General features: G+C 62.5%; 10 protein-coding genes. 5 read left to right on the top strand and 5 right to left on the bottom strand.

Annotated features, from left to right (window positions below):
- Window positions 1-2: 2 nt before the first annotated feature.
- On the bottom strand, window positions 3-671 hold the full coding sequence (locus V5B59_RS15555; protein WP_169069918.1) for an NUDIX hydrolase: 669 nt from the start codon (window positions 669-671) through the stop codon (window positions 3-5).
- Between the two features lie 120 nt (window positions 672-791).
- Between V5B59_RS15555 and V5B59_RS15550 the strand changes: the two genes are divergently transcribed.
- Both V5B59_RS15550 and V5B59_RS15545 read left to right on the top strand, forming a co-directional pair.
- Window positions 792-1586 carry an isochorismatase family protein gene (locus tag V5B59_RS15550; protein WP_169069977.1) on the top strand — a complete coding sequence of 265 codons (795 nt, stop codon included), beginning with the start codon at window positions 792-794 and terminating at the stop codon, window positions 1584-1586.
- A 244-nt stretch (window positions 1587-1830) separates the two neighbouring features.
- The gene (locus tag V5B59_RS15545) at window positions 1831-2247 is read left to right on the top strand and encodes a hypothetical protein (protein ID WP_169069919.1); all 417 of its coding nucleotides are present in this window, start codon (window positions 1831-1833) and stop codon (window positions 2245-2247) included.
- A 65-nt stretch (window positions 2248-2312) separates the two neighbouring features.
- Here the strand turns inward: V5B59_RS15545 and V5B59_RS15540 are convergent, their stop codons facing one another.
- The 4 genes from V5B59_RS15540 to V5B59_RS15525 form a co-directional block, all read right to left on the bottom strand.
- Window positions 2313-4019, bottom strand: a complete 1707-nt coding sequence (locus V5B59_RS15540) for a diphosphate--fructose-6-phosphate 1-phosphotransferase (RefSeq protein ID WP_169069920.1) — start codon at window positions 4017-4019, stop codon at window positions 2313-2315.
- 100 nt (window positions 4020-4119) lie between these two features.
- Window positions 4120-5193, bottom strand: a complete 1074-nt coding sequence (gene fbaA, locus V5B59_RS15535; RefSeq protein ID WP_169069921.1) for a class II fructose-bisphosphate aldolase — start codon at window positions 5191-5193, stop codon at window positions 4120-4122.
- Window positions 5194-5402: 209 nt separating this feature from the next.
- A complete protein-coding gene (gene recJ / locus V5B59_RS15530; RefSeq protein ID WP_169069922.1) occupies window positions 5403-7124 on the bottom strand; it encodes a single-stranded-DNA-specific exonuclease RecJ in 1722 nt (573 codons plus the stop codon).
- Window positions 7121-8188, bottom strand: coding sequence for a hypothetical protein (locus tag V5B59_RS15525; RefSeq protein ID WP_169069923.1), 1068 nt, complete (start codon window positions 8186-8188; stop codon window positions 7121-7123). Before V5B59_RS15525 ends, recJ begins: the two co-directional genes overlap by 4 nt.
- A 152-nt stretch (window positions 8189-8340) precedes the next feature.
- Here V5B59_RS15525 and V5B59_RS15520 point away from each other — a divergent pair, with 152 nt between their 5' ends.
- From V5B59_RS15520 to V5B59_RS15510, 3 genes are read left to right on the top strand one after another with little or no spacing between them, the layout of a single operon-like run.
- A complete protein-coding gene (locus V5B59_RS15520; RefSeq protein ID WP_288131683.1) occupies window positions 8341-9588 on the top strand; it encodes a lipoprotein-releasing ABC transporter permease subunit in 1248 nt (415 codons plus the stop codon).
- The gene (gene lolD / locus V5B59_RS15515; RefSeq protein WP_169069924.1) at window positions 9581-10309 is read left to right on the top strand and encodes a lipoprotein-releasing ABC transporter ATP-binding protein LolD; all 729 of its coding nucleotides are present in this window, start codon (window positions 9581-9583) and stop codon (window positions 10307-10309) included. Before V5B59_RS15520 ends, lolD begins: the two co-directional genes overlap by 8 nt.
- A 14-nt stretch (window positions 10310-10323) precedes the next feature.
- Window positions 10324-12345 (top strand): methyl-accepting chemotaxis protein, encoded by a 2022-nt coding sequence (locus tag V5B59_RS15510; protein ID WP_169069925.1) that lies wholly within the window; start codon window positions 10324-10326, stop codon window positions 12343-12345.
- Window positions 12346-12430 lie beyond the last annotated feature (85 nt).

Genomic DNA, 12430 nt, shown 5'->3' with positions numbered 1-12430 from the left:
CTTCACTGGCCACTCCGCGCAGCTTTCCGAGGCGCCGACTGACTCAAGGTTCTGTCGAAGGTGACCATCTTCTTCAGGCGGTAAATCTGCGCGGGTCGCTGGTTGCCGACCTGAAAGCTGCCGGTGACCTGATCGAGAAGATCGAGTTCCTTGATCTTTCTCCGGAAGGAACTCTTGTCCAGTGGCGATCCCAGAACCTGTTCGTAGATCTTCTGCAGTTCAGCAAGGGTGAAGGTTTGCGGCAGCAGGTACGCAGGCAGAACGGAATACGCCGACTTGTTCCGCAACCTTTCGACCGCTGCCTGGATGATCGCCGCATGATCGAAAGCGAGCTTCGTCAACTCGCTCACCGGCTGCCAGGTGGCCTCGGTCGTCGGCGATACCAGGGCGAAATAGGCGATGCTTGCAGACCAGCCGCGCGGGTCTCTCCGATCTCCGGCAAACGTCGCGAGCTGTTCCAGGTAGGGCGGCTTGATGCCCATCTTCTCGCGCAGAATGCGGTAGGCTGCATCCTCGGCATCCCCATCCTCCTGTGCATGGACGTATCCACCGGGCAAGGCCAGTTCTCCAGCAAAGGGGTCGTTTGGGCGCCGGAGCAGCGCCACGCACAGTGCATCGAGACAAAGGGTCATCAGAACCACGTCGACGGTGACGATGATCGGTGGGTACATGGCGATGGTTTCCCCAGCCATTCAAGAGGAAAGAAATTTTACCCTGGTTAGTTGCGTCTGGCAAATATGCCTGATACACTGCGCTTAGTGGCAAAATACCACGAACATCAGGAGAAGGTTATGAAGAAGACTCACTTGCTCATCATTGACCCGCAAAATGACTTCTGCGACATCGCAGGTGCTGCGCTGCCGGTTGCGGGAGCCAATGCCGATATGCAACGCCTGGCGGCCTTTGTCGATGCCCATGCCGCCCGGCTGGACGATATTCACGTCACACTGGATTCGCACAACCCGGTGGATATCGCCCACGCTTCCTGGTGGGTGGATTCGCTGGGCAACCCGCCTGTGCCCTTTACCGTCATCAGCCAGGACGACGTGATTGCGGGGAAATGGCGCGCTCGTCATCCTGACGCGCAGGCACGCAGTGCGGCTTATGTCAGGCAACTGAGTCAGGCGGGGCGTTATGCGCTACTGATCTGGCCCGAACACTGTCTGATCGGTAGCTGGGGTCACAACATCCAGGTCGATCTGATGGGCGCGCTCAACCGCTGGGCGCGTAGCCGGATGGAAATCGTGGACTATGTCACCAAGGGATCGAATCCCTTTACGGAGCATTACAGTGCCGTAAAGGCGGAAGTGCCGGACGCTGCGGATCCGTCCACCCTGGTCAATACGCGCTTCATCGACACGCTGGCTCGCGCCGATCAGATTCTGATCGCCGGAGAGGCGCTGTCGCACTGCGTGGCCAACACGGTGCGCGACATTGCCGCAAATTTCGGTGACGACAACGTCCGCAAGCTCGTGCTGCTCGGGGACTGTTCGAGTTCGGTGGCGGGCTTCGAGTCTCTCGGCGCCGACTTCGTCACCGAGATGACGGCTCGCGGCATGCGGGTCATGAAATCAACCGATTACTGATGACTGCAATCCAGAGTGCCGACTCAGAAGATTCTCTAACCGTGATTTTCGACACGTGCTCGATGCTGGAAGCGTGTGAAGATCAAACCCGTGGTCAGTCTAACGGTCATGACTTTTCCAGGTACCTCCGATCATGAAAGTCATGACCGTTTCCCTCTCCCCCTCCCCCTCCCCCGCGAGGGGGAGGGGAGATTCGTGAGTCGCATGCGCGACTTTCACATCAAGACAGGCGTGGGAGTCATCGATGAAGTTGCGGAGCATCGTCGTGGTTTTTCTGGGTTTGCAAATGCTGCAAATCTGCCAGCCGGCGATTGCCGGTTCGTTGTTCAGATGCGAGGTTGATGGCCGGGTTGAGTTCACGGATCGGCGTTGTCAGCCGGTGAAACAGAAACCGAGCTGTCCGGAGAGGGACGGCAAGGCGCCTGCTCAGGAGCCGCAGCACGGGCAGTGCGCCACACCGGCGTCGGATACGAGCAAAGCGCCGGTCTTTTCCCCTGCCGCTCAGGCCCGTACAGGCAATGGTGCGGACTGGCCCGGCCGTCTGGCGCTCAATGAGATTTCCAGCAGCACGGAGAGCAAGCCGCGGGTGGCTGATACCCGGTCTGGCGGCGCCAATCCCCAGAACGTCGGCGGCAGGTCAGTCCGCGACGGAACGAGGTAGAATCGGGTCGTCCAGCAAGGGCCATCGTTGCCGATGGCCCTTGCTGATCGGACAAAGCTGCGCGTTCAGCCGATCTTGAACATCAGCGCGTCGGCCCCCGAGTTCAGCGCAACGCTGATCGGCAGTTGATCCGTCGTCGGACCCCAGAACTGGCGCGGACCCGGCGAGGCGAAGAGGTCGCTGGCGGCCCAGGCGTCGCGCCGCGAGACGAAGTACTGCATCGCCGGTGAATCCATTTTGACCAGTGCCTTCTCGATCACGAACTCGTCCTTGCCATGGCGGCGCTCGATGTTGAGCAGACCGGCGAGCGGAATCGCCTGTGGCGTGCCGCCGCTGGTGAGTCCGGTGATCGTCGCCATGTAACCGGTGCGGCCGTCGAGAATCAGCGAGCCGGCGGTCAGGCCGAGATTGAAGGTGTAGGCCGCATCGAACAGTGTCGGTGCGCCACAACGGCCCTCGTAGCCGAGGAAGTGGCTGTGCGCGGCGAACGGAACCTTCGCATCGAGTTCCCTGACGCGCTGTCTGGCCATGTCGACCAGCAACTGCTCGGTGGGGATCAGCGAGACCTGCAGGTTGCCGTGCGAGTCACGTTCGGCGAGCAGCATGTTCACGATGTAGTGCGGCAGCGAGGCCAGCAGGCTGGCATTTGCGGGGCTGAGCCGGCTCTCGATGAAAGCCTGTTTGGCGTCGTCAGCCAGCGCGGCGAATTCGGTGAGGTGATGCGCGAGGACATCGTTGAGTTCGGCGATCATGGCGTTCATCTCCGGGATGAACTCGATCAGGCCTTCCGGTGCCAGCAGGACGCCGTAGTTCATTCCCTGGTGCGAACGTTCGACGATGACCTGTGCGATGCGGTCGATGATGCTCGCCAGCGACTCCTGCTTGGTGGCGATTTCCTCGGAGATCAGGGTGATCGCCGGCTTGGTCTGCAGTGCGACTTCGAGTGCGACATGCGAAGCCGAGCGGCCCATCAATTTCACGAAATGCCAGTATTTGAGCGAGGAACTGGTGTCCTGCAGGATGTTCCCGACCATCTCGCTATAGATGCGCGTCGCGGTATCGAAGCCGAACGAGATCGAGAGCAGGTCGCCGATCTGCAGATCGCCGTCGATCGTTTTCGGTACTCCGATCACCTGCACGCCGGAGCCGTCAGCCTTGACGCCGGTGAACAGCGATTCGGCGAGGACTGCGGCATTGGTGTTGGAATCGTCACCGCCGACGACGACGATGGCGTCGAGCTGGTGTTTGATGCAGGTTTCGCGGACCTGTGCGAATTGCTCGTCGCTCTTGATCTTGGTGCGGTCCGAGCCGAGGAAGTCGAAGCCTCCGGTGTTGAGGATGAAGTCGACATTGGCGTCAGTGATTTCGAACAGTGAGCCCTTGAGCAGGCCCTTGGGCCCCGCCTTGACGCCGAAGAGCGTGTTGCCGGCGCCGAGAACCCGCTTGAGGCCACAGACCACGTTGTGGCCACCGGCGGCAGGGCCGCCCGAGAACAGCACGGCGACGCGTTTGCCCTGCACTACGGCAGTACTGGCGCCGGCGGAAGTGAGGACGATATTGTTGGAGGCGGCGACGCTTTGCGGGAACTGCGCGCGTACGGCGTCATTGTCCTTGGTGCTGAGGACGCGCTCTGTGTTCTTGAAGCTGACCGGATGTGGGTTGCTCGACGAGCCGAAAGCACCACAGACCGGAAGGGGAAGCTGACGCACGGCCGATTCGAAAATCGATTGGTGCGCTTCTGTCTGGATGAGCTGCTCTACCAGGGTACTCATGGTTTGATCCTCGGTGTACTAATGAAAGGTGATGTCAGGCAGGCACAAAAAAGGGCCAGCCCAGACCTGGACCAGCCCGTTTTCATGTGCCGGGAGTCAATTATCCCAGGGTGCCGATGTTGTTCAGGTCGGCAAAAGCCTGCTTCAGTCTGGCCCGGAAAGCGTCTTCACCCTTGCGCAGCCAGGCACGTGGGTCGTAGAACTTCTTGTTCGGTTTTTCATCGCCTTCGGGATTGCCGATCTGACCTTGCAGATAGCCTTCGTTTTTCTTGTAGAAGCCCATCACGCCATCCCAGAAAGCCCACTGCAGGTCGGTGTCAATGTTCATCTTGATGACCCCGTAGGAGATCGCCTCGCGGATTTCCTCGAGGGTCGATCCCGATCCGCCATGGAAGACGAAGTTGACCGGGTGCTCCTTGGTGCCGAACTTCTTCTGCACGTAATCCTGCGAGTTTTTCAGGATGATCGGCTGCAGCTTGACGTTGCCCGGCTTGTAGACGCCATGCACATTGCCGAAGGCCGCGGCGATGGTGAACCGATCGCTGACCTGCGAAAGCGCTTCGTAGGCCAATGCCACGTCTTCCGGCTGAGTGTAGAGCTTGGAGCTGTCTACGCCACTATTGTCGACGCCGTCTTCTTCACCGCCGGTGACGCCGAGTTCGATTTCGAGCGTCATTCCCATCTTGCTCATCCGTTCGAGGTAGCGCTTGCAGATCTCGATGTTTTCCTCGATCGGCTCTTCCGACAGGTCGAGCATGTGCGAGCTGTAGAGCGGTTTGCCGTGCGTCTGGAAGTATTTCTCGCCGGCGTCGAGCAGGCCGTCGATCCACGGCAGCAGCTTCTTGGCCGCGTGGTCGGTATGCAGGATGACCGTCGCTCCGTAGAGTTCGGCCAGCAGATGAATGTGCTGGGCGCCGGAGATGCCACCGGCGATGCAGGCGCGCTGGCTGGCATTGTCGAGGCCCTTGCCGGCAAAGAACTGCGCGCCACCGTTGGAGAACTGGATGATCGCCGGAGAATTGAGCTCCTTGGCGGTTTCCATGACTGCGTTCACCGTGCTGGTGTTGATGACGTTCACCGCCGGCAGGGCGAACTGCTTGGCCTTGGCCAGTTCGAAAATTGCTTGCAACTCGTCGCCAGTGGCGACGCCGGGTTTGATTTGTGTTGCACTCATGATTTGCTTTTTCCAGATTCGGTTGATCAAAAGGGTCGAGGATCTCGAGAAACGAGGGCAGAACGGACGCGCAAAACGCCCGATTCAGTGGAAGTATCTCCGGCGTGCAGCGGCTCGTCAAGCACCGTCTGTTTTACCCTTGCAGAGACCATGCGAAGCGCTCGAAATGCACAAAAAACAGGCGCTGAACGGCTTGCTCGTCAGTCCATTCAGAGCGAATGGTTTTCGATATGTTCGATCATCAATTGCGGCGTCTGGACGCCGTTGTAGTCGTTGATTGCCAGCCGGTAAGCGGCACGAATGGTGTTGCCGGGTGCCTGTTCGAAGTTGAACTGGATCGCGTCGAGGCTTTGTGTTCCCTTGCGCAGGCGCAGCTTGAGGTGTTTGTCCTTGAGGATGCGCAGGCTCTCGACGACGAACTCGTCCTGGAACAGCGGTGCCGGAAAACCCTGGCCCCAGACTTCGGCTTCGAGCAGCCGCGCCGTGGTGATCGTGCAATAGGCGGCTTCGAGGCCGCCGTCGGTTTCCAGCGTGTGCGTGCGATCGGCGGGCGCCAGCAACTCGTCGGCAATCGCTGCGAACAGTTCGCGAAAGCGGGCAAAGTCGCTTTCGCGCATCGTCACTCCGGCGGCCATGGCGTGCCCGCCAAAGCGCAACAGCAGGCCCGGCGCGCGCTTGGAAAGCAGATCGAGGGCATCGCGCAGGTGCAGGCCGGCGATCGAACGGCCCGATCCCTTGATCTCGCCGCCGCCGCCGCGCGCGAAGGCAAATACCGGACGGTGCAGCCTTTCCTTGATGCGTGCGGCGACGATGCCGACGACTCCCTGGTGCCAGTCGGCATCGAACAGCGAGACTGCTGACGCTGCTGCTGCGTCATCCAGGTCGGGGGCGGCCCTGGCGATCTGGAGCAGGGCCTGTTCCTGCATGCCGGATTCGATCTCGCGGCGTTCGCGGTTGAGTGCGTCGAGTTGTTGCGCGATATTCAGCGCGCGTCCCTCATCGTCGGTGATCAGGCACTCGATTCCCAGCGACATGTCGGCGAGGCGGCCGGCGGCATTCACACGCGGGCCGATCAGGAAACCGAGGTCGTTGCCCGAGGCCTTCTCCGGATTGCGTCCGGCGGCACGGAAGAGGGCGCGCAGGCCGGGGTTGAGCTGGCCCTGACGGATGCGTTTGAGGCCCTGGCTGACGAGCACGCGGTTGTTATGGTCGAGCCTGACGACGTCGGCGACCGTTCCGAGGGCGACCAGGTCGAGCAGCGCGGCGAGTTTGGGTTCGCTGCGCCCATTGCTCAGGGAAAACCAGTTGCGCTCGCGCAACTCGGCGCGCAGCGCCAGCAGCACGTAGAAGATCACGCCGACGCCGGCCAGATGCTTGCTCGGGAAAGTGCAGCCGGGAAGATTGGGGTTGACGATGCAGTCGGCGGCCGGTAGTTCGTCGCCTGGCAAGTGGTGGTCGGTGATCAGCGTGGCGATGCCGAGCTGCCTGGCGCGGGCAACGCCGTCGACACTGGCGATGCCGTTGTCAACGGTGACGATGAGATTCGGCTTCTTCGTCGCCGCGAGCTCGACGATGTCGGGGGAGAGTCCGTAGCCGTAGGTGAAGCGGTTCGGTACCAGATAATCGACCTCTGCGCCGAAAGCCCGTAGTGCCCGGATGCCAAGCGCGCAGGCGGTGGCACCGTCGCAGTCGTAGTCGGCAATGATGAGGATTCTCTGCTGCCCGGCGATGGCGTCAGCGAGCAGAACGGCGGCGGCGGCGGCGTGCGTCAGCCGGGCGGGTGGCAGCAGCGACGAGAATTCGTAATCGAGTTCGCTGCGCAGGACGATGCCACGCCCAGCGTAGATGCGCGCCAGCAGCGGGTGCACACCCTGCTGTTCGAGCTGCCACTGGATGCGTGGCGAGACGCCGCGGCGGCAGAGACGGGTCATTGTGCGTCCATCTCATGATCCTTGGCCAGTGCCTGCGCGGTCGCCACCAGCGGCTGCGGGCGGCGCCACAGCCGCCACTGCTCGCTGCGGCTGCTCTCCCAGACCAGCATGGCGTAAGCCGTCGATGCTGCGAGGCGCAGGCGCCGGATTTTTCCCCCGGCGAGCGCTCTTTGCAGCGGCGCGAACCAGCGGGCTTCGAGTGCGAGCAGTTGCGCGCGGTAGGCGTCGCCGTCTTCGTACTGTACTGGCGCTTGCAGCGAATCGAGAACGAGCAGTTGCTGACTGTCGGGACTGGCCTGTGCCAGCAGGGCAGCGGCATCGTCGGGGACGGCCTGCACCGGTACGTCGAAAGCGCGACCCAGTCCGCGCGCCAGCGGGTGGTCGCTCCAGACGCCGGTGAAGACCTGGGCGCTGCCTGCCGGCAGGACACCGGCGCCCCACAGCCACAGGCTGTTGATCGTCGAGCGGCCTGCGTTCTCGCGTATATCGTTGGCCGGGTGCTGATGCAGCACCATCTGCACTTCGTTGAGCAGTTGGCGCAGCCAGCGCAACTCGGTGCTTTCCGGCAATTGCCGGCCGATGCTGCGGCCGGCGACGGCGGACAGCGGCAGCACGTCGAAGCGGCCGAGTTCGATATTGCCGGCAAGCTGCAGATACCAGCGATCGGGGGTGCCGACGTGGAAAGTGCCGAGATCCGGAAACTGGCGATTGAGTTCGTCAACGATGGCCATCGCTTCGGCGGCGGTGATGTCGAGACGGCCAGCGTCGGCGAGAATCAGACGTTCCTGGTGCAGGCGCAGATGCACCGGGTCGGCGCACAGCCAGCAGGCGCCGGCCACGGCCGGTCCTGCGACTTCACCGAGAACCCGGAAAGCGGCGTAAGCAGCATTCTCGGCAAGGCCGAAAGCATCGCAGAGCGTCGCTTCGAGCGACTGCGGCGGCCGACGCGTGCGCCGGCTGCGCGCGATCAGCGTGTTCAGGCTGTCGCAGGGAAGCGCATCGAAACTTTCGCGGTCGTCGGGTTCAGGCCAGATGAGTTCGGGAACGACCAGGGTGAGCTGCATGGGTGCGGGACGGATTGGGTGCTGACGGCAAGGGTGGGTGAGGTGTGCGGAGAGTGCTGCTGGGGAGGGCAGCCACTGTCGGAAAAGTGTAGCATAGCGCCTTTGCCGTTTCGGCGCTTCGAATGGTTCCTTGAGATGAGTTTCCGCCGCTGATGGCCCTTCCCTACGAGTTGCTGATCGGTCTGCGCTATACGCGCGCCAAGAAGCACAACCACTTCATTTCCTTCATCTCGCTGATCTCGATGTTCGGCATCGCGCTGGGCGTCGCGGCGCTGATCGTCGTGCTGTCGGTGATGAACGGTTTTCAGACCGAGTTGCGGTCGCGCATTCTCGCCGTCGTCTCGCATGTCGAGATTACCGGCGCCGGCGGCGAAATGGCCGGTTGGGAACAGGTCGCGAAGCAGGCCGCCGGACAGCCGCAGGTGCTTGCCGCCGCGCCCTTCGTGCAGGCGCAGGGCATGCTGGCCTACGGGCAATCGGTACGCGGCGCGCTGGTGCGCGGCATCCTGCCGGACCTCGAGGACCGGGTCGCAGACTTTCGCCCGCACATGAAAAGTGGCCAGTTCGACGCCTTGCAGCCGGATCGCTTCAACATCATCCTCGGTTCGGAGCTGGCGCGCGCGCTGGGCGTTTTCGTCGGCGACCGGGTAACGCTGATCGCACCGCAGGGCGTGGTGACCCCGGCCGGCGTGGTGCCGCGTCTGAAGACCTTCCATGTCGTCGGTCTGTTCGAGGTCGGCATGTACGAGTACGACAGCGGCCTGGCGCTGATCCACCTCGCCGACGCGCAGCGTCTGTACCGCATGGATGACCGGGTTTCCGGCGTGCGCCTGAAACTCGACGACCTCTTTGTGGCGCCGCGGGTGGCGCGTTCGCTGGCCGGCAAGCTCGATACCCATGCCTTCATCAGCGACTGGACGCGCAGCCACGCCAATTTTTTTCGCGCCGTGCAGATCGAGAAGAACATGATGTTCATCATCCTGTCGCTGATCGTCGCCGTAGCCGCTTTCAACATCGTCTCGACGCTGGTCATGGCGGTGACCGACAAACAGTCGGACATTGCCATCCTGCGCACGCTCGGCGCCAGCCCGGCGAGCATCATGGCGGTGTTCATCGTGCAGGGGTCGCTGATCGGTTGCGTCGGCCTCGGCCTCGGCGTCGCCGGCGGCGTCGCCCTGGCGCTCAATGTCGATGTCGTGGTGCCGTTCATCGAGCGCCTGCTCGGTACGCAGTTTCTCGCCAAGGAGGTGTATTACATTTCGAATCTGCCTTCGGAACTGCAATGGAGCGACGTGACGACGATTACCGGCGTCGCTTTTCTGCTGGCGCTCGTGGCCACCATTTATCCAAGCTGGCGTGCGGCACGCGTCAATCCGGCGGAAGCGCTGCGTTATGAGTGAGCTGGTTCTGGCCTGTCAGGGCTTACGCAAGATCTATCAGCAGGGTGACAGCGAAGTCGCGGTGCTGCTTGGTGTCGATCTCGAAATCCGGGTCGGCGAGCGGGTGGCGATCGTCGGTGCTTCGGGTTCGGGCAAGAGCACGCTGCTGCATCTGCTCGGTGGTCTCGACGCCGCCAACGCTGGTGAGGTACAGCTGATGGGGAATGATCTGAACCGCATCGATGAAGCACAGCGCGGCAACCTGCGCAATCGCCACCTGGGTTTCGTCTATCAGTTTCATCACCTGCTCGCCGAGTTCACCGCGCTGGAGAACGTCGCCATGCCGTTGTACATCCGGCGCATGCCGAAAGCCGAGGCAGAAGCGCGCGCTGCGGCCGTGCTCGGCGAGGTCGGACTCGGGCACCGTTTGCGGCACACCCCGTCGGAGTTGTCGGGCGGCGAGCGGCAGCGGGCGGCGATCGCGCGCGCACTGGTCACCGAACCGGCCTGCGTGCTTGCCGACGAGCCGACCGGCAATCTCGATCGGCAGACCGCTGCCGGCGTTTTCGAGCTGATGCTGGCGCTCAATCGTTCGCGGCAGACGAGTTTCGTGATCGTCACCCACGACCCGGCGCTCGCCGAGCGTGCCGAGCGCATTCTGACGCTGCGCGACGGCAGCCTGCATTCCTCCCGACGCGTGTCTCAGGTTTCGGCACCGATCGCCGATGATTGGAACTTGTAAGCTGGAGTCTGCTCATGAAAACCTTGTTTGCCCCGGCCATCGCGCTGCTCAACCGCGTCGGCTATACGAAAAAGTTTGCGATCATGGGGGTGCTGGCGCTGCTGGCGATCGCCATGCTGGTGCTGAACCTCTACCAGAGTCTGCACCGGGTGATCGACAGCTCGCAGCGGGAACTGGCCGGGATCGAAGTGATCAAGCCGATTGCCCGCATGGTTCAGCATCTGCAGATCCATCGCGGTTTCTCTGCGGGCATGCTCAGTGGCAACGAGGCGATGAAGGACAAGCGCGCCGCTCGGGAAAAGGAAGTGAGTGCAGCCTTCAAGGCCGTTGAAGCCAGCCTGGTGTCAGAACTGGCGACGAGTGCTGCCTGGAAGAAAGTGGTCGAAGCCTGGGCTGCCATCGAAAAGGATGGGCTCCACCTCGTTCAGCGCGAGAATTTCGAGGCGCACAATCGCCTGATTGAAGAGGTTCTGGCTTTGCAGGCGGTGGTCGCCGATGAATATGCGCTGACCAATGATCCGGATATCGACTCAACCTACCTGATCGATACGGCCTTCGAAAAGTCGCCGCAGGCGATCGAGCGCATGGGCCAGTTGCGGGCGCTGGGAACTGGCGTTCTGACGAAAAAACAGCCGCTGGAGTTGTCGCAACAGGTCGAGCTTACGGTTCTGCTGGCCGGAATGAATTCTTCGGTCGTTTCCCTGCGCCGCAATCTCGAAAAGACAGCGCGCTACAATCCCGACCTGCATGCCTCGCTGCAGGCTTCGATCACGGACATGAGTGTGGCGGCCCAGAAAGTCAGCGCGCTGGTGAACCAGGACATCCTCTCGGGGACCTACGCAACGCTTCCCGACGACTATTTCGCACTGACCACCGCGTCGCTCGAAAAGGGCTACCAGGAGATGTTCGAGACGCTGTTTCCGACGCTCGAAAAGCTGCTGCAGCGCCGCATCGAGCGAGCGCAGCGTGAGCTGTCCATGAGCATCGCGGTGTCGGTGCTGATCCTGCTGCTCTACGCGTATGTGTCGGTCGGCCTGTATTACGCGACCATCGGCAGCATCGATCGCCTCGCCGAAGATGCGCGCACGATCGCCACCGGCGATCTCAATGTGCGTGTCGACCTCGCTACCCGCGATGAACTGAAACTCGTCGGGGACAGCCTCAACGAGATGGTGAGTGCATTCCGCGGCCTGATCGAGAATGTCCACCACGGTGCCAGCGAGGTGCTCGGTGCGACCAAAAAGCTTGCCGGGTCGGCTGCGCAGATCAATGGCAGCAGCGAGCAACAGAGCACGGCGGCGTCAAACATGGCAAGCGCGATCGAACAGATGCGCTCGGGGATCGAACAGTTGTCGACCAACGCGCAGGATGCCAATCGCATTGCCAGCCGTGCCGGCGAGTTGTCGGCTGACGGCAGTCGCGTGGTCGGCAATGTCGTCCGCGAGATCGAGCGGATTGCCGAGGTGGTGAACCAGTCGGCGGCGATTGTCGCCGAGCTGGGCGGTCGCTCGGAACGAATCTCGGCGATCGTCAATGTGATCAAGGAAATTGCCGACCAGACCAACCTGCTGGCGCTCAACGCGGCCATCGAGGCGGCGCGTGCCGGCGAATCGGGGCGCGGTTTCGCGGTGGTGGCCGACGAAGTGCGCAAGCTGGCCGAACGGACTGCTCGTTCAACGCAGGAAATCTCGACGATGATTGCGTCGATTCAGAGCGGCACGCGCGACGCGGTGGAGAGCATGAGCCAGGGGGTCAGCCGGGTAGCCGAAGGTGTCGCGCTGGCCACCCAGGCGGGCGAGTCGATCAGCGAGATCGGCGGTAATGCGCGGCAGGTGGTGGAAAAGGTTGCCGACATCTCGCATGCGCTGCGCGAGCAGAGCGTCGCCAGCACCGAGATCGCGCGCAACGTCGAGCAGGTCGCGCGCATGGCCGAGGAGAACTGCGCAGCCGTTGCCGGCAACGCCGCCACGGCGGCGCAGCTCGAACGTCTCTCGGAAAGTCTCGAAGCCGAGGTGCGGCGCTTCCGGCTGAGCTGAGATCCGTCCAGGTCACGCGCGCCGAGACCTTGCCGGCAGCGCCGCGGAAATCCCGATCGTGGTCGGTCGCCGGGGGTGAAACGTG

Origin of the sequence: Candidatus Accumulibacter contiguus (genome assembly GCF_036625285.1) — a bacterium.
Classification (GTDB): domain Bacteria; phylum Pseudomonadota; class Gammaproteobacteria; order Burkholderiales; family Rhodocyclaceae; genus Accumulibacter; species Accumulibacter contiguus.
The sequence above is the reverse complement of the archived record's forward strand: the minus strand, read 5'-3'. Positions and strand labels throughout refer to the sequence as shown.

Bases quoted from the DNA above. Each gene is read 5' to 3' on its own strand.
- V5B59_RS15555 (WP_169069918.1), bottom strand. From the start codon at position 671: ATGTACCCACCGATCATCGTCACCGTCGACGTGGTTCTGATGACCCTT.
- V5B59_RS15550 (WP_169069977.1), top strand. From the start codon at position 792: ATGAAGAAGACTCACTTGCTCATCATTGACCCGCAAAATGACTTCTGC.
- V5B59_RS15545 (WP_169069919.1), top strand. From the start codon at position 1,831: ATGAAGTTGCGGAGCATCGTCGTGGTTTTTCTGGGTTTGCAAATGCTG.
- fbaA (WP_169069921.1), bottom strand. From the start codon at position 5,193: ATGAGTGCAACACAAATCAAACCCGGCGTCGCCACTGGCGACGAGTTG.
- recJ (WP_169069922.1), bottom strand. From the start codon at position 7,124: ATGACCCGTCTCTGCCGCCGCGGCGTCTCGCCACGCATCCAGTGGCAG.
- V5B59_RS15520 (WP_288131683.1), top strand. From the start codon at position 8,341: ATGGCCCTTCCCTACGAGTTGCTGATCGGTCTGCGCTATACGCGCGCC.
- lolD (WP_169069924.1), top strand. From the start codon at position 9,581: ATGAGTGAGCTGGTTCTGGCCTGTCAGGGCTTACGCAAGATCTATCAG.
- V5B59_RS15510 (WP_169069925.1), top strand. From the start codon at position 10,324: ATGAAAACCTTGTTTGCCCCGGCCATCGCGCTGCTCAACCGCGTCGGC.
- V5B59_RS15540 (WP_169069920.1), bottom strand. From the start codon at position 4,019: ATGAGTACCCTGGTAGAGCAGCTCATCCAGACAGAAGCGCACCAATCG.
- V5B59_RS15525 (WP_169069923.1), bottom strand. From the start codon at position 8,188: ATGCAGCTCACCCTGGTCGTTCCCGAACTCATCTGGCCTGAACCCGAC.